Annotated in this window: 16 protein-coding genes; 5 read left to right on the plus strand and 11 right to left on the minus strand. The window is 59.4% G+C overall.

Annotation, left to right across the window (positions count from 1 at the left end; genetic code table 11):
* Positions 1-108: 108 nt before the first annotated feature.
* From pglZ to Q0330_RS14985, 11 genes are all read right to left on the minus strand, one after another.
* On the minus strand, positions 109-2112 hold the full coding sequence (pglZ, locus tag Q0330_RS14935; protein WP_299481101.1) for a BREX-3 system phosphatase PglZ: 2004 nt from the start codon (positions 2110-2112) through the stop codon (positions 109-111).
* A complete protein-coding gene (locus Q0330_RS14940) occupies positions 2109-4922 on the minus strand; it encodes a helicase-related protein (protein WP_299481104.1) in 2814 nt (937 codons plus the stop codon). The genes pglZ and Q0330_RS14940 overlap by 4 nt, the downstream gene beginning before the upstream one ends.
* Before the next feature lie 3 nt (positions 4923-4925).
* Complete coding sequence (locus Q0330_RS14945; protein WP_299481107.1) at positions 4926-7700, minus strand: DNA methyltransferase; 2775 nt, start codon at positions 7698-7700, stop codon at positions 4926-4928.
* Complete coding sequence (locus Q0330_RS14950; RefSeq protein WP_299481110.1) at positions 7697-8332, minus strand: DUF4276 family protein; 636 nt, start codon at positions 8330-8332, stop codon at positions 7697-7699. Before Q0330_RS14950 ends, Q0330_RS14945 begins: the two co-directional genes overlap by 4 nt.
* Positions 8326-9504 (minus strand): AAA family ATPase, encoded by a 1179-nt coding sequence (locus Q0330_RS14955; RefSeq protein ID WP_299481113.1) that lies wholly within the window; start codon positions 9502-9504, stop codon positions 8326-8328. Before Q0330_RS14955 ends, Q0330_RS14950 begins: the two co-directional genes overlap by 7 nt.
* Positions 9505-9513: 9 nt before the next feature.
* On the minus strand, positions 9514-13245 hold the full coding sequence (locus Q0330_RS14960; protein WP_299481116.1) for a DUF6079 family protein: 3732 nt from the start codon (positions 13243-13245) through the stop codon (positions 9514-9516).
* Positions 13246-13257: 12 nt separating this feature from the next.
* Complete coding sequence (gene brxF / locus Q0330_RS14965) at positions 13258-13716, minus strand: BREX-3 system P-loop-containing protein BrxF (protein ID WP_282029560.1); 459 nt, start codon at positions 13714-13716, stop codon at positions 13258-13260.
* Positions 13713-14600 carry a WYL domain-containing protein gene (locus Q0330_RS14970; RefSeq protein ID WP_299481121.1) on the minus strand — a complete coding sequence of 296 codons (888 nt, stop codon included), beginning with the start codon at positions 14598-14600 and terminating at the stop codon, positions 13713-13715. The genes brxF and Q0330_RS14970 overlap by 4 nt, the downstream gene beginning before the upstream one ends.
* 224 nt (positions 14601-14824) lie before the next feature.
* Positions 14825-15661, minus strand: coding sequence for a hypothetical protein (locus tag Q0330_RS14975; RefSeq protein WP_299481124.1), 837 nt, complete (start codon positions 15659-15661; stop codon positions 14825-14827).
* Positions 15662-15888: 227 nt separating this feature from the next.
* Entirely contained in the window at positions 15889-16551 is a 663-nt protein-coding gene (locus Q0330_RS14980) for a hypothetical protein (RefSeq protein ID WP_299481127.1), read from the minus strand.
* Between the two features lie 125 nt (positions 16552-16676).
* A complete protein-coding gene (locus tag Q0330_RS14985) occupies positions 16677-16937 on the minus strand; it encodes a hypothetical protein (protein WP_299481130.1) in 261 nt (86 codons plus the stop codon).
* 201 nt (positions 16938-17138) lie between these two features.
* Here Q0330_RS14985 and Q0330_RS14990 point away from each other — a divergent pair, with 201 nt between their 5' ends.
* The 5 genes from Q0330_RS14990 to Q0330_RS15010 are packed head-to-tail and all read left to right on the plus strand — an operon-like array spanning position 17139 to position 21087.
* A complete protein-coding gene (locus tag Q0330_RS14990; RefSeq protein ID WP_299481133.1) occupies positions 17139-17468 on the plus strand; it encodes a hypothetical protein in 330 nt (109 codons plus the stop codon).
* Positions 17469-17493: 25 nt separating this feature from the next.
* Positions 17494-18132 (plus strand): lytic transglycosylase domain-containing protein, encoded by a 639-nt coding sequence (locus tag Q0330_RS14995; protein ID WP_299481136.1) that lies wholly within the window; start codon positions 17494-17496, stop codon positions 18130-18132.
* Positions 18129-18416: a TrbC/VirB2 family protein gene (locus Q0330_RS15000; RefSeq protein ID WP_299481138.1), complete on the plus strand. Its 288-nt coding sequence runs from the start codon at positions 18129-18131 to the stop codon at positions 18414-18416. The genes Q0330_RS14995 and Q0330_RS15000 overlap by 4 nt, the downstream gene beginning before the upstream one ends.
* A gap of 9 nt (positions 18417-18425) precedes the next feature.
* Positions 18426-18704, plus strand: a complete 279-nt coding sequence (locus Q0330_RS15005) for a VirB3 family type IV secretion system protein (RefSeq protein WP_299481141.1) — start codon at positions 18426-18428, stop codon at positions 18702-18704.
* The gene (locus tag Q0330_RS15010; protein WP_299481143.1) at positions 18694-21087 is read left to right on the plus strand and encodes a type IV secretion system DNA-binding domain-containing protein; all 2394 of its coding nucleotides are present in this window, start codon (positions 18694-18696) and stop codon (positions 21085-21087) included. Before Q0330_RS15005 ends, Q0330_RS15010 begins: the two co-directional genes overlap by 11 nt.
* The last annotated feature ends 21 nt before the right edge of the window (positions 21088-21108 follow it).

A 21108-nucleotide genomic window follows, 5' to 3' on the forward strand; every position in this document is an offset into this window, starting at 1 on the left:
GTAAGGATTTGGTCGAGTTCGCCTATATCAGCAGCACCCGATCGCACCCGTAACGCGGCTTCCGCCCAATCGAGGCGGATAAACCGGTCAAAACCAATCTGAGGAGCTTTAGGCTGCATCTTCTTCTTTCCTAATCCCGATCTTCACGAAGGGTACAATCAGCTCCTCTACCGACATCCCGCCATGAGCGACAACCTGTTGGCCGATGGGCACGAAGGCCCCGCGCCCGCTTGCATAGAGCGGAAGAAAATCGGGAGGCAGACCAGGCCCCCCGAAGGCAAACGCTTCAATATCTGCCGGAATAGACCCTGCCAACGTCTCGTTGCGGTAAGTCCGAACCCGCTCCCCTTTCACTTCACTGATCACACCTTGATTGAGCCGACCGATGCCATCGGCATCTACGTTCCCATGGTCCGCGGTCACGTAAACATGGAACCCCCGGCTGATCAGAAGGTTAAGCAGCTTCTCGACGAGGCCTGTTTCGCACCACTCCCGAATCTGGCCCGAAAGGCCACGTTTTCCGAGCATGGCGCCGTGGACCAGCTCGTCGATCATGTCGACGACGATACCCGCAACCTTGATCGATGGGCTGGAAACAGCTGCCTCAAGGTCGGGCAACTGTTCTGTTCGCTTTATCGCTTTGCGATAAAGGACTTCGGCGGGGCGCAGTCCATTTTCCATCCAGAAACGGTTCCAGAGGGAAGGCTCCTGGGCGGTTGTTTCGATCGACGCTTGAAACTCACGAGGCCTCAACCCTGAGAACAGCGCCTGTCGTGAAACGGAAGTGAGGCTTGGAAGCCATGCAAAGCAACCACTCTCTTCAGTCGTCAGGTTCGGTGCGCGCGCGCTAAGGCACTCTCGAATTTGCACCCACTGATCGAGTGCCATCCCGTCAAAGACCAGAAGAGCGATTCTGTCTTCGCCGGCGTTCCTGCGCATCGACAGGTATCTCGGGATGTGGTGCACCATGACGGGCGCCTTTGCGACAGGCAACGATGGCAGATCCTGAAACCGCTGTTGCACCCATTCTCGCAGTCGCGTGTCCGCCTCGAGTTGCAGCTCACGCATCGCTGGCCGAAGGGCAGCCGCCTCTTCGCTCGGCAGTTCATGGAAACGGTAGATGGTCTCAGCCAACCGCTTTGCGGTGTCGGTCCAGTCCCGGTGCGTCGCCTCTGGTGCTGGGAGCTTCACAGCCACCGACCTAATTCCGCCCTCGACCAGATCGCGCAGGCTGCTTGGGCTTTGAATAGCACCCAATCTAATCCAATCAGGCAATGTGGCCGGAACGGTTCGCGCATTTACTGGCTGCAGCCCACCTTCAAGGAAGAGTGTGTCGACGATGACGCGGATGTCAGGATGATCAAATGGGATGTCGACAACCGTGGCCGTTTCTGACCCTGAATCGCGATCTGCATGGTCGATCTCGACACCCTGCTCTTCCAGAAAGCGGCGCCATGCCACTTGTACTGTGCGAACCATAGCCCCCTTCGAAGAAAGCAGGCCTTCGACGGGCAGATGCCCCACGGCCGTGTCCGTCAAGATCTTGGCGACATACTGAGCAAGGACGGGGGGCAACACGACGCCGCGATAAAGCAGCCCAAATGCTTCACGCCAGAAGGTTTCCGGCTTTCGCATGAGGTGAGGATTCACCTCGAATAGATGCGTCAGAAGGAATTCCTTCGTCATACTCTCGCCAAGAACCTGAGAAGCATGACTGTTGTGGGCGGCGAAGAGGCTTTCGAGATCGGTGCTATCGATCTGCCGGATGACGTTGGCATTCAGCTTGGGCATCAGATCGGCAAGACTCAGATCAACCCTTCGTGCATGCCGAAGATAGTCCCACGGTAGAAAGTTCAGGTCCGCTCCTTGGAATTGCAGAACGAGCGCCTTGCTGGCCCCTTCGACACCCCGATCCCAAGCATCACGGTAGCGTTCTTCGTACTCAACCCGAAATGCGATCGAGTCCTCAAACGGGAGCACCTCAAAGCCACGATCTCGCAAGACCCGGAGGATGTTCTCATCGAGCAGGAGGTTGTCGGGATCGCTTGCGATCCAAAACGATGAGAGGTCCTCGGGAAAGGCCTGAAGTATCCGTTCCGTCCAGGGGGTCATTTGCTGGCGTCCGCCTGCTTGCCGACGCGCAAGACGAGAACGCAGTGCAGATCCGGAACGAAGGCTTCAGCAACGTCCAAGCGTGCCAGTCGCGCATCATGCTCTGCCTGTAACCGCTTCTTGCGATAGTCGCGCACCGTCGCAAGTCCGACCCGACCGATCGCCTGCTGCCGTGCCTCATATGCGTAGTTTGCACGGTCCCGCTCTTCCTGTAGCCGGGTCATGTGTTCGTCGACCAGCTCGGAGAACACCCTCTCACCCTGTACGACCGCTGCGTCCTTCGACGTTCCAAATAGCTCTGCGCTGATTGAAGAAGTCGCGCTGCCAATGGTTTCTACGCGCTCGGTGAGCAGCAGATCCCAAATTCGCTTCGCGGTCGGCTGGAACGCCCGACCTTCGTTACTGATAAAGACGGGTAGGAAGCGACGGCGGCTAAAGTCATCTGCCGACAGCGTGATCTCCCAGAGTGACCAGACACCATTGACGGTCTCAGGAAGCCCTGAGATCCGGACGCAGGGCATGTTCTGCCCTGCGACACAGCGAGGCAAATCGGCAATCAAGGCGCGAGCTCTGGGATCTTCTAGTGTGAGCCACTCCAGGTCGGGGCGCCCCTCTGCGGTCCTGGCGTCGAAACAGACCGAACTTGTCTCACCGTCACCGGACCAGCGGACGCGCCATGCATCAGCTTCTCTGGTGGCTTGGCCGCCACGACTTGGCAGCCCTGACGTTATGGCTCGCTCAAGCCAAAACTGAGCAGGATGGTCGCGCCATTTGCGAGCATCCGAAGCATCAAGATCATGTCCACCGGATAGAAGCTGACTGCTCTGGTTGTGCTCGGCAATGGCCGTCCTCAGTTGGGACACGACCGTCTCGCAGTCGGCTTCGATTGCATCAGGGTTCTGCAGGCCATTAACGAAAAGTTCGTCGAACAGCGGCTCTGCCTCGACCGAGTCCATGACGTCGGCCGCCTTGTCGACACCGAACTCTTCAGCGATGACGGCCAGCTTTGTCTCGAGAACCTCGCGAACACGATACTCAACAGTGTCTTCGAGCACGAAGTTGATGGCGCGCACGACAAACGGCTGTCCTATCCGGTCAACACGGCCAATCCGCTGCTCAACCCGCATGGGGTTCCACGGCATGTCGAAGTTCACGATCACATGGCAGAACTGAAGATTAAGGCCTTCGCCCCCTGCATCCGTGGAAATCAGGATGCGGGCGTCCTGCGAGAACGATTTCTGGGTCCGCGACCGCGCCTCGAGATCCATGCTGCCGTTCAAGGTCACAACCGAGAAGCCGCGGCTTTCCAAGAAGTCAGCGAGCATTGCCTGTGTGGGGACAAACTCGGTGAACACGAGGACCTTCAACTCGGGATTGTTCTCCTCCTGCTGGATCTTGTAGATCAGTTCGAGCAAGGCCTCCGCCTTGGCGTCGGTTCCCTGTGCTTCGGTCTCGCGCGCAAGGAACAACAGGGCTTCAACATCTTTGCGTTCGTCGGCCAGGGCTTCGAACGCGACCGCCAGGTCGATCTGATCCTCACCGGAGAGCTCATGCCAGTCCTCTGCACGCTCGGCGGGGAAAAGCTTCAGCTGTGCATGATCGTCATCGAGCGCGAGCAATCGCTTTTCCAGCGTTGTGCGGATCGCCGCTGTGCTCGAGGTCACGAGGCGCTGCATGAGAATCATCAGGAAGCCGATGTGGCGTTGCTTCGCCGCCATGGCCTGGTTGTAACCATGACGGACGTACTCGGTGACGGCTTCGTAAAGACCCTGCTGCGCTGCGTGCCGATCCTGCCAGGCGACGGGCTGCAAACGGGTCATCCGCGGCTTGAAGAGGGGTTTCCCCTCCGCGTCGATAGCTGCCCGCTTCTCCGTCCGGACCACAAATGGGCGCACCCGGTCAGCGGCGATGCTCGACACATCCGGGAATGTGTCCCGATCAAGCAGTTGCATCAACCTATGAAACTGGTCGGTTTTGCCTTGGTGCGGCGTCGCAGAAAGGAGGAGGAGATACGGTGCCGCCTCCGCCAAAGCCGCGCCCAGCTTGTACCGCGCAACCTGGTCCGTGCTGCCGCCCATCCGGTGCGCTTCGTCGATGATCACCAGATCCCACGAGGCGGAGATCAGGTCTTCGAACCGTTCACGGTTGTAGGTTTGAAGCTGTTCGACGCTCCAGCCGCGTCGGCCTTCCATCGGCTTGACGGAATCCAGCGAACAGATCACCTGATCATGCACACGCCAGAGGTTCTCCTCGTCGTTCCGCCACTGCCGAAAGGCGGACAGCTCCGCTGGTTCGACGAAAGTGAACTGCTCCCCGAAATGTAGCCGAATCTCGGCCTGCCACTGTCGAACCAGCCCCTTGGGTGCGACCACCAGGATCCTCCGCGCCATGCCGCGCAGCTTCAGCTCGCGGAGGATCAGACCGGCCTCAATCGTCTTGCCAAGGCCGACTTCATCCGCAAGCAGATAGCGGATCCTGTCGCGGCTCATGGCGCGGTTGAGCGCATAGAGCTGATGCGGCAGCGGCACCACGCTGGACTGGATCGGCGCCAGAAGCAGGTTGTCCTCCAGCGCGTCCAACAGCTTTGCAGAGGCAGCCGTGTGAAGGATCTGGTCAACCGATGGCTGAACAGCGTCGAGTGGGCCTAAATCGCGAGCCCGGGCGCGGACGACGGCATCCTTACCGGGCAGCCAAACGCGATAGGCGGTCTCGCCCCAGACCGACTCGCGGTCCACGACCCGGCAGGGTGCAGCATGCCGCGCATGCCAGCACCATTCGCCGACGCCAAAGCTGACTCCGCCATCTGCCACCGATCAGCCCCCTGTCCGGGTCAGGGCGCTGTCGTACCAGAAGAGCAACTTTTCATCTTCCTGCAGCGCGTCCTCGGGCACCTTGTTGGCGATGGAGACGATGGTCTGGTAGTCCTTGCTCGCCCAGGCCGCCTTGAAGCCTGCACGCAAGACCTCCAGGCGGAACTCCTTGAGCTTGCGACCGGGCGTGTTGCGGTACTCCTCGAACTCCTTCAGCAGCGCCTTCTCGCGCTTCTTTTCCAGATCCTGCGCTTTGTTCGGGTCGGGCACGTACCAGCGGTCCTTGGCCTTGGCCTTCAGCCGCGGGTCGGACTTCTCGAGGTTGCGAAGGTCGTGGTAGTTCGTCGAAAGGTAGTTGTGGATCTGGCTGGGCACATCGGCCGACCCGTCATAGCGCAGGAAGTTGTCCTCCAGCAGCGCCGACAACTCGGGACGAGTTTCGTGCTTCTTCCAGCCCGCGCCAAGCTGGGTTGTGAACTCCGGGTGGACTTCTGGATAGGTCGACGGCCGCTTGCGCAGGAAGTCAGTCAACCAGTCGATGGCGCTGCGCTCATCGGCCACAAACATTTCCATCTGCGGCGGCTGCGCCGACAAAGCCCGCTTGCGATCATACTCAGGAATCTGGTCAGGCAGGAAGACCATGCCATCGCGCTCGGGGAAGCGGTTCCGCAACCCATCGAGGAACTCCTCGGTCGACAGCGGCACAGGAACATCGTGGCGCACGAACCAAGCGACCATGCGGTCGTAAATCCGGCGCGGATCTCGCTCGAGGATGAATTCCAGAACGCCGTTCTTGGACTTCGAGACAGACAGCTGCCGAAGGTGCGTCTGCACGAAATCCCATGCCGACTCGGGCGCCGCGCCGCGCTCAGCCAGCCGCTGCTCTAGGCCGCCGTTGGGCTTGTAGGCCGAAATCACAAGATCCTGCTTCACCGCAGTCGTAGACGTCACCTGCCGATAGCTGCCTTGGACCTTGTCCAGTGCAGTGACTTCGGCCACGACAAAACCTGCCTGTTGAAGCGAAACTTGAATAGCGTTCCAGACCGATGCCTTGCTGTTGGAAAAGACCACAGTCATCCAACGTCCTGGTTTCAGGACGCGGTAGTACTCCGTAAAGCAGCGCTGCATGAGGTGCTGGTATTCGGGAAGCGCCTTGTCCTTGAATTTATCCATGATCGCTTCTGGACGGGCGTCAGTTGTCACGCCATGCCAGGATTCAACAAGATAGTTTAAGTCCGCATAGAAGATGTTCTCACCGAAGGGTGGATCAGTAAACACGTAGTCAATGCTACTATCAGGGATCGGTATTCCAGCGGCTGTTCCAGTGTTTAGGCTAGAGTGGCCGCCAAATGTGCGATAGCCACGAAATGCTTTCGTCAAACGGTCAAGTTTCCCATCAAGATTATACCACGGACTGCACTCCGCGTGCTGTGAGCCAACATAGTATACCCCGGTCATCTGACGGTTTACCTGCGATCCGCCCGGGCGACCCTGTTGTATCGGCTGGTACCGATTCAGAACTGAAAGTCCCCACACAGCTTGTTCAACCATGAAGATAAGCATTGAGCGGACGCGAGAATCCGGGTGCTCCATTGCCTTCTTCCAAAGCAGACCCATTGCTTGAGCAGCTCTTGGCAAGAAGAAGTGATGGACATGAGTGAACCCTTTTGGGGCTATCCTTGATCCATGATACATTTGCTCAATAGGGAAACGGCGAGTCGGAACCTGCCCTGGAAGCTCCAAGTTCTCGATCCGTTTTATCAGTTCTAAATCGTGTTGATCAGGGCTCTTTTCATGCCGCCGATTACCCATTGCATAAACAATAATTGCGGGTCGAAACTTCACACGCTTCCATACTTCTCGGGTAACGGGGTCACTAATGTTCTCAAGAACACGTTCGAGTCGATCTTTGTTCATACTTGCGCCGCAGTGCGGGCAAGGGAAAGTTTCATGAACCCGCTTAGTCGCGTCATCAAGTGCTTCTTCAAGAAAGTTAATCTCTCCGGCGCATTCGGGGCAGGAGAACACCTCGCTCCATACTGTGTACTCGATCCGACATTTCGTCTTCCCGTCGGAATGCAGGGTTTCATACATCCACCCAATCTCGCGCTCGACGTCGCGCAGCAGTTGTTTGCCTGCCTTGGCAAAGGCATCAACGTCGAAGGGAAGGTTGTAGTTGGCCCCGATGAAGGTCGCTGCTGGCGACAGATCGTTCAGCACAACGCGACGGGCACCCCATTTCGGCGCAGGCATGCCCGCCTTCTTCCACTCCATCTCCAGCTTGTGCCGATAGGCGGCAGGCGCTGTGCCGCACCACTGCGCCGCAACACCGGTCATCCCCGAGCCAGCGAAGCCATCCAGAACGATATCGCCCGGCTCGGTGTAGTGCAGGATCGACGGGACGATGGCGAGGTGCGGAACCTTGGTATGGTAGGAATGTGCCTTGTAGATCGGGTCCGTCTTCCCCTCGGACACGTCGATCGCCATCGGCTCGCGCGCATACTTCTCGGCAGGGTCGTAGGGCCGCCCATAATGCGTCACGAACTCCGCCAGCCAAGGGTTCGGACAAGCGGTGTAGTAAGGCGGATCCGACATCGCGAGGATCGCCTCGTCGTTTCCTTTGGGAAAACCCTCTTGCGCCCGGAAAGCAGGATCCTTCAGCTTTTCAGCCAGAAGACCAAGGAAGTGGTCGCGCCGTGCATCCTCGCTCGGGAATGTCATGCCAAGGCATTGGATTGATCCGCCAGATTTCGGAAGATTATGGATAAGATCAGTCATGCGCCCATCTTCAGTTTGAGTTGGTCAACAAATCGCTTGGCCCAAGGCGAAGCTTCGATGACCTTTTGAGGGTCGAGCTTTGCAAGAAGTTTGAACGAGTGGTCACCTTTTCCATAGGGTGCTTTCGTCTTGCAGTCCGCGGTTGCCTTCTGAAGCGCGTCGTAGATAGCGCCCTTAGTTAAGCTCTCGATTGGCCTTGTTTTGGCTGGCAGTTGATTTTCTCGAAATCCTTGGTTGAAGAAATCCTTGAGGACTTCTCTGTCAGCCATGAACCAACTTTCCATCACTTCAACCATCAAGTGACAGTCGGTATCCGCGCCGCCCTTTGGATTCTCCCAGCCATCACCAGGACGGCTCTTTAGATGAGCCCAAGGAAGCCAATCTTTATTATCCGCACCACTCTGATGAGCTTCAATAACCAGTGCTTCACTGTCGACGAGCAGTACGGCGGCCTCACCGTTCTTGATCGCAGTGCAATAGTCCTCATACGCACTGCGTCGGCCCCCGCATGCAGAGATGCTTGGCATCTTCCCAGATAGACCGGCCTTCTCAAGAAACTCTCGGAAACCTCGCCTGCATTCACTTTGCAGTACTTTGCTGTCACCGCCACCCTCAACATATAGCTTTACCATCTGTTGCCCCCGATTTCACCGCGCATCCAAAGCTGGCCAAGACGATACTTTTCAAGCCAGGGTTTCAGACGCTCAGCGCTCAGTCGCTCCAGAACCGTTCCTGTCGGGCCGCGGCTAGCAATTATTACTGCCTCAGGCTGATCGGTTAGTGCATCAACTAGTACGTCAGAATGCGTCGTAATGATTAATTGGCAGTGCTCTGATGCCGCCTTCAGGAGCTCAGCGATCGTCGGGATCACATCTGGGTGTAAACCCAGCTCCGGCTCCTCTATGCAAACGAGCGGAGGCGGGTTCGGATGCAAGAGAATGGAAAGCAAACAAAGATACCGCAGAGTGCCGTCCGAAAGGCGTGTCGCAGGGATTGTATAGGAGCCCTCGTGGAAGAATACTTGAACTGTACCCCCCTCAATTTGAACGTCAAAGTCGTCGATGCCTTCGTACAAGACGCGCAGAGCTTCAAGCAGGCGCTTTTTTACCAAAGGTTCGCGCCTTAGACGGTTCAGCACGAGCCCAAGGTTGCTGGCATCGGGCTCAAGATGTACATTGGGAAGATCTGCTTTTTGCGGCAACCGCGGCGTGGTATTTCTCCCAAAGCTCCATTCGCGATACAATCGCATGCGCGCAAAAGCGGAACCCAAGTACGTCAGCTCTGGATACTGGTCAGGGTCCTTGCGCTGGGAAAGGATCGATGCTGTTGGATCGATTTCTTCGCGTTGCAGCTGTCGTTGTGTGCCTTTGACATTGAGGATACCCTGACCATTTTTCATATGGTAATAAAAATATGGCTTGTCATAACCCGTGTCTGGAGCCTCATTTTCTATTCGCTCGTCGCTGATCTCAAAACGTTGCCCAACCTCCGTGAAACTCAATACATAGCGCAACCCTGTCGGCCCTTTCGGATTTTCAAAGATGGCGTCAATCACTGCGTGAGGGACCTTTTTCGATCCCTTCCAGAGCCAATCACGAACACCACCACCATCACGAATAGCAGCCAAGAGATTTGATTTTTCAGACGTGCTCGGCGCTGATCGAATGAGGTCGATTGCTTCGATTAAGTTTGATTTTCCTGATCCGTTTGGGCCGATAACGACATTTAGGGACCGAAGTTCAATAGCCGGGCTATTCTCGCCAAAGCTGAGAAAGTTCTTCAGTTGCAAGGTTTTGAGTAGCATTTCTTTCTCCTATTCAACCACAAAGCGCAGCTTCGTGGTGTCCTTGCCCTTGCACCGGTCATTCAGGAAGGCCTCGAACCGCTTGCGCAGATCCTCGGGGGTTGCAGGCGAGCCGCCTTGCAGCAGTGCGGCCTTGATGTCGTCACTGCCGACATTGACCTTCTCCAGCCCGGACAGCGCATCCTGAATTGCGGACGCAAAGTCGCCAGTCACCGGATCGGGGAGGGCCTTCGTCAAGACGAAGTCCTGGACCAAGCCGCGTGCCGTCGGCTTCAGCAGATCGAGGTTCTCCTGGATCGTTGGGTCTTCGAGGTTGTCGAGAAGCGTCTGCCGCCAGCCATCTATCAGGCGATCCAGCTCTTCATCGAGTTGCTTCAGGACATTGGCCGCCGGCAGCATGTCGCCCTGCTCGTTGGCAGGCTTGAAGCTGCAGTGCGGGCACATCGGGCTGGCGGACAGTTCCGACTCCAGCAGTGACGCGCAACTTTTCAGCTTCTCGAGCTTGTCCTCGTAGCCGGTGAGCTGGCTGGTGGGCATCAGCGACACGTTCATCAGCGTGCGCATCGACGCGAGGCGCGGATCCTTCCGCAACGAAGCCTTGGTTTTGTCCTCGGCTACACCGAGACGCGCGCGGCTGTGCTGCGCGATGTAGGCGGTGATGTAGTCTTTCTTGAGCTTGGCTAGCGTCTGACGGTACTCAGCCGCATGTTGGGCCGTGCGATCGCTTGCCAGCTTCTCAAGGAGCTGCTTGCGCACCTCTTGTGCCTGCGTCACCCAAGGATGGTCCGGCAACAGGACCATTTCGGCTTGGGAGAGATAGGCCGCGACGGTGCCGAGGTCAGCGATCAGTTCCAGCATGGCCTCGACTGCTTTCAGCACATCGAGGTTCTTGCTCTGAGCGGCGATATCATCCGAACCGATACGCAGGTTCTTGAGTTTGCCCACGGTGTTGTAGGGGGCGAGGCTTTCCGAGAAGCCCTTGAGCCCATCGAGCTTGGAACGCCAATCGCGGATCTCATCTTCCCGCAGAAGTGCCTGGCCCCAGAAGCTCAGACGGCCCGACATATCATGCGACGACGAGAGGACGCGCTTGGTGAGCTTTCCGACTTCCTCCTGAAGCTTAATCACTGGCTCGTCGGAACCTTGGGTCGCTTGTTGCGCCAGACCAGGAGCAAGCCCTAGGACCTCGAACAAGGACCGCAAGACCGCGACGTTGATTTCCTTGGGCGCCTCGACATGCTTGAACTGCTTCAGTTCCTCGAGCGGACGCTCGGCGAGTGCTGTGATCTTGCTCGAGTCGATCTTATCACCCGTGACGGCAAGGACGATGTCGCCCGAGTAAACCAACCCGCCGAGAACGACCGCGAGCAGGTCCGGCTCGAGGCGGAACTTGATGGGCGCAAAGCACTCAACCTCGGCATCACCGCTGATCAGCTCGCTGCGGTTCAGAACCTGGCCATGGCCTTTGGCCTTCAACCGGTTCAGGACATCCAAGGTATAACGGGACTGCGTCGGGTCGATCCGATCGCCGTCGAGCATCTCGAGACCATCAAGGATGATGACCGCATCCTTGGTTCGGTTGCCCCCAGCCAGCACGCGAAGCGCGTTGCCGATGAGCTGCTTCCGGTTGGACTCGGTCACAAGTGCCGAGAACCTCGGATACTCTGGTGCAACCTCCCCGAACTGGTTGTTCAGCGCGAGACCGGAAATTGCATTCACCACGTCGCGGAAGTTGATCCGCTCTTCCGGACCAAGGCGCGCCTTTTCTCGTAGCGAGACGCCTTTGGTCCACTCCTGCAGCGCCTTGGACTTACCCTGATAAGTCACCTCGAAGGCCGACATCTGCTTTTCTTGCAGCCATTTACTCATGTCGCGCAGTGCATCCTTGGCCTTGTCGAGATAGACCGACTTCGCTCCACCGCTGGCAGTTGAAGCGAGGTCCTGCGCCGCTGCGTAGAAGGACAAATGGCGCCGGAAGGCGTCATCAGGGTTCTTCAGCCGGAAGAACACCTCATCGGCTTTCTGGTCATCGCGGAAGCGCGGTGGCTCAAACGGCTGGATGAAGTAGATGTAGAAATCCCGCTCCGGCTGCGCCGTTGGCCGGTCGTTGGGGGCACCGAAGAACAGGTAGCCATTGCGCTCAACGCGGCGATCCTGCCACTCGATCTGGTACTGCCAGATCTGGTGCCCCGTCACGTAGGACGTCTCGTCCGTCCGCTCCATAAGCTGCCTGATGGCACTGTAATAGGCACGATCCAGTGCATCATTCGACAGCACGTCGGCACGTTTCTCGACCTGCGCGTCGTAATCCACGTCCTTCTTGAGGTCGAGGAAGTACTGTTCGGTGTCCGCGGCCTTGGAGATGAACTGCCCGTTAACGGTCCGGATTGTCTCTCTCAACACAGTTTGGACAATCGAAAGCAGATCGGCCTCAGGATCGCCGCCCATGTCTTCAATACCAGGCTGGTAGAGGCAAAGCGTATCGCGCAATTCCTCTGCCGTGGGGCCGACTGGGACATAGATGTCCCCACCCGTCGTCAGACGGTGGACAGCGAGACCATCAATTATCCTGAGCGCCATCGGTCTGTATTGCGGCCGCGTAAACGCTTTGCGAACACGCTCCGACAGCACCTCGGACACCTTCAGGACCGGACCGATATTCGGATCGGCCTTCAGCACACCATTGGAAACAACGGTTTCCCAAAACTTGTCGTAGCCGATAAGCCCAGGCCGATCCTGAGGCACCTCGTCTTTCAGAACGGCCTGGATCTGGTCCCGCAACGTGACCAAGGCGCCGCGCTTCTCCGTGAAGACGAGCCGCTCGAATGTCCCGATGTAATCCGGGTGCACCGGGAAAAGCCGAACGTATTCGTCCATGCGCTCGTTCATGGACCCGTAGAACTTGGCGAAGGGTGTCAGATAGGCTCGGATCTTGTCTTGCTGGTCTGCAGTCTTCTTGAGGAGTCGCTCGGCGACAACGAAGCTGACGTCCTGGCGAGCGAGCAGCACCTGTGTGAACCGGTCCTTCACGCGCCGAAGGCTGTCCGAGACATGCTGAAAGCGGCCACTGTCGAAGATCGCTTCCTGAACGCCCGCGACGAAACGGAAGCGGAGATGCTTCGTGACCTCGCCGATCTCACGCAGGAACGACAGGTCGAGCACGAGATCGTGGTCACGGCGGGATCGCAGGTATTCGAGGAACTCGTCGACCACGAGAAGAACACCTTGATCCGGATGCACCTCTGAGAACGCGGCCATCATCTCCTCAAAAGAGGCTTTATTGTTGACGACCTTGTCAGCTGGCGGAAACGCATAGGTCACTCCGTGCTTCTCGAGGAACAGCTCGAGCTGCTGGGTGATGATGTCCCGGAGAGACATCTGGCTGGATACCTCGATCCGGTGGACCTTGAACTTGCCCGCAATTGCGGTGGCAGCTTCCGCCACCTTCGGATGCCGGATCATAGGCAGATAAGCCGCATCTTCTGCCACGAGCGACAGCACGGACATCAGGTGAGACTTACCAGTCCCGTAGTTGCCGACGACCAGAACCCCCTTGTGATCCACGCTTTCGTCAAACGAAAGCTGTGGGATCATCTGGTTCGCGATGCGTTCGGCCATGTCGTCGGAAATGACGTAAGTCGAGACCAGCTTCTTGGCTTCTTCGGGCCGATTGGCATCGAGAAGCTGAATGACAGACTCGATCTGCTCGAACTCAATGAGATCGCCATAATGCATGGGCATACCCGTTTCCTCTCAACGTACTTCAAATAGGATCGTGCCGTCGGGGCTGTGATCCTGATGTTCTGGATGGCCTGAGACAGCGTAGGACAGGCGGTTCTCACGGAGCTCGCCGGGCCAAGCCGCAACCACTGGTCGGACACGGGCCTGAGCCTTCAAGACATCTAGCGGGCTCACCCGGAGTGCTCTGTCAAACAGAAGCTCAATGTTGTCGACCAAGAGCAGACCATGACCCGCTGCCGTATCCGCCAAGCCTTTGAAAAGCTCTGATACCTGCAGGTGTCGGCGCGTACGTGGAAGACCCAACAAGTCCCGCCCGAGAGCTAGGCCGACATTCAGAACAGGCACCTTCATGCGATCTGATAGCTGGCCAAGGAGGCCGGTCTTCCCACTGCGCGGTGGACCGATCAGCAGTATCAGCTTGCTGTTCAAAAGCGCTGTATCAGCGATTTTTCGTTCGAGCTCCTCGATCACACGCTCCTCCCGCTGGCACTGGGCGGACGCGCATTGGAAGAAATCTGGGCGGCATTCAGAAGCACGATCTGCTGATCCTGGGGCGCTCGTGCCCCAGGATCGGTATCCAGTCCAAGCCGTCGCAAAGCGTAATAGAGAAGGGCACGCCTGACTTTGATCGCCGCCTTTCCCCCATCCATGCCGTAGTCGAGCGCGATGACTTTTGCCTGCGTCGGGGAAAGATCAGGATGCGGGCCTATCTCGAGGACCACGTCATCATTCCACTCTGCGTCTTCCGAAGGCACCACCGCGGTCTCAGTGGAACCGCGAATTTCGATCATCCGAGAGAGAAGGAAATCCTTGAAGACTTCGTCGGAGAGACAATAGGCGCGTGCGTGCCAACGGAAGCCATCAAACGCGATGGCATGGGGCGCGATCCAGCGCCAACGTGGCTCGGGGTTCGACAAGGACTGATACTTGACCTCGATCGCCTCCGAACGCCGGATGGCTCCAACGACCGACCGGAGCGTGACAGGGTCGACACCTCGCACGGGCGTGGGCGAGGCTGCGTAGGGCGGCAGTTCAGCTATCCATGAGTCTTCCCTGTCAAGGATACCATCAGCGACAGACCGCAGCTGGGCCAGATACCGGCTTGCGTCAGGTTCGAGGAACTGTGGCTTGAACCCTGGCCCGCGCACGTAGGTCCGGGCGCTTTTGTCGTAGACCATGTTGTCTGGCGCGAAGCCTATGTAGCGGTTCAGGTCCATGGACGCCTGGTTCACAGACACGCCAAACTGATCCATCAGATCTATGCGGTTCACGTGCCCTTCCCAGAAAAGTCGGAACTCTATGAATTCGAGACGTTGCTCGATCCCCCAGCGTAGATCCGACCTGTCGTTCGACACGACTACCCCTCAGTGCCAGCAAGCACATTGAAACTATGCGCACCCAATTACTGGTGCCTCTTTCGACCGTAGATGCTACGTATAAGTATTTCAACGCAAATTTGTTCGGCGATCACCGGAATGACAACCGGAAGACCTTGGATGCGGCGGGTCACGGGAGGTAGGCAGCAGGGACGGTCGGGCTGTTGATCGCCCGGGTCATGCGCAGGGGAAGAGCGGAAGCCTTATTGGGCAATCTCGCCGCCTCGGACCGCCAAGCCATGCAGGACCAGCTTCGCGGAAAAACCGGTGCAGTTGTATGCGACTGCCGTTTCCGCCACGCGCTGTTCATAGGCGGCCTGCCCGAGCTTGCGCCGGAGATCACTCTCGTGAAAGTGCCGGTTGGCGAATGGTGCCAGCGCAATCAGCTTTTGAAGTTCCCGCTCTTTCATGGTCGGGCTCTGAGCCAATTCCGGGATTGGTGTCGTCGGAGCGCCTTTGTGGCCTGACCGCCACCGCCGCATGAATCCCAGCAGATACCCCGCCGGAACAGCGTCTTGTCCTCGCCGTTGGTTGAAGGCCAGGAACCTTTCCCAGATATGCTTGGTGTCGGCCAGGCGGCACGGCAGCGTGGCTTTCGTCGCGCCGATCAAGGCCAACCAGCGGTCGGGCTGTGGCGCGTCCGGTCGATTCAACACGATCATTCCTGAGAATACATTTTTGTGTGTATCTTCTCTATATAGCAGGATGTCGTCTGTAGCTGACACCGCAGACGTCGCTTCTCGATCATCACAGCAGCCAAACCGGAACAGCCAGAAGGACATGCGCCCGCGAAGCCGCTGCCGGACCAACCGGAGGCCGGACGCGGCCAACTCGCCGAGCAGGACATGCAGGTATTGCCGGGAAACCGCCATTTGCTGGGCGAGAGCCCCAAGTGTGAATGCGGCGGCGCCGCGCGGCAACCCGTTGTAGCCATCCTTCCAGGCGATGCCATCCAGGATCAGGGTTGCAAGTTTGTGGGCGGAGACCGAGAGTTCGGTGCGGGTGATGCGGCGCAGGATCGCGCCGGTGGTAAGTTCCATGATGTGCCTCCAGATGAGGCAACACCGGACTGCGAGGACACAACATTTTTGCCGACAAGAGCACATTGTCGGTTGCTCGTGATGACGGGTTGCGCTAGAACACTCGGGCATAGGTGAGTATTCGGGCGCGGCGTTGGACCTCTGGTTCGGCGTCGCTCTCGTTTATGGGGTCGTCTTTCGATCCCCGGGGTTGGGTCAAGCCGGGGCGTGCCCGCCCCGGCGCAGGATCAGTAGCGCACCTCCTCAAAGCCGTAGTTCCCGGCATGGTCGCGCCAATCCACGAAGACGGACCGCCAGGAATAGCCGCTGCAATGTTCCGGCACTGCGAGATCGGATGCTGCGGGAACAGCGCCGACCGATGAGCGCGTCCAGCGGTAGTCGCCTTGGGTTCCGTAGGAACCGAGACGGGTCGCGTCGTGCCGGTTGCAGTCACCTTCCCGGTCTCGCCGCTGGCTATACTGGATGTGGTAGACCCGGATGCTTCGCACGAAATCGAACGCATCGCCGGAAATGTCGATGTCGGCCTGTTCGGTTGCCTGGGCCTCGATCAGAGGCAGGGTCGCAGGGCGGGAGGCGTCGGGTCCCTCGAGCGGGGGTCGCATGGCTATGTCGAAGAGCCGCTCGGTCGGACTGATCGGCGCGCCTCCGCCAAAAGCCGCTCCCATCGGGCAGCGCCAGATCTGAAGAGGGGGTTCGACGGGCCATGGCGTGATGCGCCGGATGAATTCAGCCCGCGCCCGCGCGCAGGGCACGGATGCCGGCCAGCCACCGGCAAGGCAGAGCAGGATGGCACAGTCGATCTGATAGGTCTGGGCCTGAACGGGTGCGGGTAACGCCCCGGCCAGCGCCACGGGGACCGCAAGAAAGATGGTTCGCAGGGCTTTTTGCATGATGTGACTCGCTCGACTACACCTTGTCGATACATTTCAACATCATTGCAGGCAATAGGGTTTATGCGCCACCGCAGCCCTGATGCGGACCGCGCACGGCGCACGACGCCGAGTCGCTGCTGGTCTCAGTGCTCGATCATGGCGACAAACCGACCGTAGTCCTGGCTGACCTCTTGCGCTTCAGCGAACGCACGGGCGCGCTCGGCATCAAGACAGCGGAAGTGTTCCTGGATCGCCGCGATATAGTCCTCGAAGTCCGAGCGGATCAGATCCGCATAGGTACGGGCGTCCGCAGTCTGGCTTGGCAGGTAGGGACGTTCCGGCGGCAGGCAGTTCGCGGCCACTGGGCAGGCCGAAAAAAAGGGTGCCGCCAGGAAGGTTGCCATGCGCATGAACGCCATGAATGACGCAAAGCCCCTTCAATGCTTTGTTTTGAGATGTTCGTAGGCTATCCACTTGATCGGAGTGTGACGGGCCTGTCAATCTGTTAAAATAGGCTTGTCATCATTAATGTTGTATCGTATCGGTCGTGTGGAAGTGATTTCCCACGGCCCAACCTGCTCATGCGGAGGAACCTTGGGGAGACCATGTTAGAAGAAGCACCGAATGTGGTTACGGAAGACGGACTGCGCGGATTGTTGGCCAAGGGCTATCTGGCCGAGGTCGTCTGCAAGGAAACTGGCGAGAAGCGCCACAACAGCTGGTATGGCTCGTGGATCGTGCGCGCCATCGGACCTGACGGTCGCGACGAGAAGCTGCTCGTCACCAGCCGCAGCTACCTCAAGGTCCGCGAGTTCAAAACCGTGGTCGGCCTTGTCAGCTTCCTTTACGACATCGGGATGCGAACGGCGCATATCCCGCTTGAACAGGGCGGCCGTGTCACCCACGCCCTGTCCGGCGCGGTGTCAGAGGCCTGACCCCGCGGCTCTCCTTCTGGTCCTGATGGGCTTCGGCGCAACTGCCGCGACCGAAGCCCGGGCCGAAGGGTTCATTTTCGCGATGGCTGCGGACGGCCAGCTGGCCTCGGTGTCATCGGATCCGGGTTTCATGCGCCAGTTTGGCAGCGAGACACCGGCTCGACTGTTTCTCTTCTCTTCACCCGTCGGGGATCAGGCTGCCGCACCTGTGGCACTGCCGCGGGCGGCGGTTGCGAGTCCCGAGGTTCTGACGGGCATCGAGGATACCGCGTTGCGCTATGGCGGTCATCCCGCACTGCGCCGCGCCGGGCTTTCGGTCACCGATTGGGCATTGTTCTACCGCGCCAATATCGAGGTCGAGAGCGCCTATGACCCGACGGCGGTCAGTCATGCCGGGGCGATCGGCCTCGGGCAGCTGATGCCGGACACCGCCAGTTCTCTCGGGGTGGACCCGCATGACTGGCAGCAGAATCTGGATGGCTCGGCCCGCTACCTCCTCCTGATGCTCGACACCTTTGGCGAGCCGTCGCTTGCACTCGCCGCCTACAATGCCGGACCCGACGCGGTCAGCCGCCATGGTGGCATCCCCCCTTATGCAGAAACCAAGGGTCACGTGGCCCGCGTGCAGGCGGTCTATGCGCGCCTGAGAGGAGACATCTCGTGAAGCAGTCCGCAGTCACCGCCGTTGCGGCGATGGCCCTTGTCGCCCTCGCCGGCCCGGCCCTCGCCCAGAGCATCGACCTCTCACCGGTCCAGACGCTCCTGCAAGGGATCGTCGATGCGATCACCGGCCCGCTGGGCATCGTCATCGGGACGCTGGCGCTGATCGGCGTGTTCCTGTCCTGGCTCTTCGGCATTCTCGATTTCCGGCAGGCGCTCTGGGTGGTGGTGGCGATCGCCGGCATTGCCGCCGCGCCGACCATTGTTGCTGCGATCTGGACCACCTGAGGGCAGGTCATGGCGGAACAGTCGCGCGTCTTCATCGGGCTTCTCAGGCCCCCCAAATTGATGGGGCTGCCGATCATGTATGCCATGGTCTGGCTGTTCGGCTCGACGCTGCTGTTTCTCTGGGTCCAGAGCTGGATCATCGCGGTGGTGGCCGGGGTGACCTGGCCGCTCCTGTGGAAGGCGGCGGACTGGGACCCGAACTTCCTCGACGTACTGGTGATTACACTACAGGAGACGCCGCCGACGCGGAACCGCAAGCATCATGGGGGCGACAGCTATGCCCCGTGACTCCATAGCCCTGAATGCCGGGGAAACCGGGGCCGCGACCGATCCGCTTTCGGCCTTGCCGGACTGGGCCCGGGCAGAAAAGCGGCTGGCCCATATGCTGCCTTACGTGAGCCTGGTCACTGGCAACACCATCCGGACCCGCAGCAATGAGCTGATGCAATGCATCCGCCTTGAGGGGGTCAACAGCACGACGGCGGAAGATACCCATCTTGATCGCATCGGAGCCTTGCTGGCCGGGGTGGTGGCACAGGTCGGCACCGGGTTCTCCTTCTATCTGCACAAGGTCTCAAAGGCGGTCGAGACCGGATTGCCGCCCATCCCGGGCGATGGCTTTGCCGCGACGGTCGACCGGCGCTGGCAATCGCATCTGGCCAGAGGCGGCTTGCGCGACAAGACCTTGACACTGTCGGTTCTGAAACGCCCGGAACCCGGCAGCCGCATCCCCTTCGCGGCGGCTGCGTCGCGCGCCCGGCTTGCGGCCGACACGGTGCGCCGCCTGCGCAAGCTTGACGAGGTGACCGGCTTTCTCTTGTCAAGCTTCGCGGACCTGAAACCTCGCCTGCTCACGGCCGAGCACGGGGAGCTTCTGGGTTTTCTCGGCAGCTTGAACACGGGGGAAGAACATCCCCTGTTCCCGGTCTCACGCCTTGGGATCCTCGCCGAGGACGTCGCCAATACCAGGGTAACCTTCCGCGGCGCGCAGATCCACCTGACCGATGGCGCCGTGGGCGAGAAGTTCGGCGCGATCTTTGCCGTGAAAAACTATCCGGCCAAGACCGACAGCCTGATGCTGGATGAGCTGAACCTGCCGGTCGACATGGTCGTCAGCCATTCCTTCGTGCCGATCAACTCGAACATCATGGCCGGCCGCATCAAGCGCCAGCTGCGCCTGATGCAGGCCAGCAACGACGGGGCGGTCAGTCTCGCGCAGGAGCTGGAATTGGCGCAGGACGATCTGGAATCGAAGCGTCTCATCTTCGGCGAGCATCACATGACGGTGGCGGTCTATGCCCGGAACCGTGCCCATCTCGACGATATCTGCGCCGAGATCCGCAACATCTCCGCCAGTTCGGGCATCAACCTGATCTCGGAAGCTTTCGGGTCGCGGGCGCATTACATGGCGCAGCATCCGGGCAACACCGGCGCGCGCAGCCGCAAGGCCGCAATCACCAACCACAATTTCGCCGATCTCGCGACGTTCCACCGCACCCCGCTTGGCAAGAGCGGATCGGAATTGCCCTGGGGCGTGCCGATCACGATGTTCCCCACGCCCGAGCGCAGCGGGTTCTGTTTCAGTTTCCATGAGCAGGGATCGACGGAAAAGGAGCCGACCGGGGGTCATACCCTGATCCTTGGCCGCCCGGGATCCGGCAAGTCCGTGCTTGCCGCCTTCCTCATGACCATGGCCAGACGGGCAGGCGCCCGGCTCCTCATCTTCGACTACCGCGCCGGAATGGAAATGGCGGTGCGGGCCCTCGAGGGCAGCTATGCCACCGTGCGGGCGGGTCGGCCCACGGGTCTCAACCCGCTCCAGACCGAAATCGACAATCGGGGCCAGGCCTGGCTCGCCGATTGGCTCGCGACCTTGCTGGATCGGCGCGACAGGCCACTGACGCCGGTTCAGACCAACCGCCTGCAGGAAGTGGTGCGCCAGAACGCCGGTGCCGAACACGCATCCTTGCGTAACTGGTCGGACTTCGCCTCGCTGCTGGTCTCGACCGATGACGATGGCGATCTCTTTGAGCGCATGCAGGAATGGACCGGGACCGGCCGTTACGGCTGGATCTTCGGGGCCAACGCCGAGGACAGTTTTTCCCTTGGCGGCGAGGTTTCGGGGTTCGATCTGACCGGCATCCTCGATTCCGAGAGCGAACGCGAACGGATGGCCGTGCTCTCCTATCTCTTCCGGCGCGTCGAGCGGGTGATCGAGGATCGCCGGCCGACGGTGATCCTGATCGATGAGGCCTGGAAGGCGCTGGACAATGCCTATTTCGCGGATCGCCTGAGCAACTGGCTGGTCACGGCGCGCAAGCAGAATGCGGTCGTGGTGATGATGACGCAATATGCCAGCCAGCTTGAGCGCACCCGGACCGGCAAGACCATCGTCGAAGCGGTGCCGACCCAGGTCCTGCTGCCGAATATCCGCGCCAGTGCTGCCGATTACGCCATGCTCGGGCTCAGCGCGAAGGAACTCGATGTTCTTCTTGGCGTCGGCAGCACCTCGCGCCTCGCACTAGTGCGTGATGATCGCGGCTCGGTCGTCATCGATGCCGATCTCTCGGCCCTCGGCCCGCTCGTCACAATCCTTGGCGGCATGGAGAAGGGCGAGCAACTCGTCGGCGCGGATTATCGCAGCCGCCCGGATTTCTGGAAGGTCACCTGATGTATCGCACACCCCGTTGCC

Source organism: uncultured Paracoccus sp., assembly GCF_937873615.1.
Classification (GTDB): Bacteria; Pseudomonadota; Alphaproteobacteria; order Rhodobacterales; family Rhodobacteraceae; genus Paracoccus.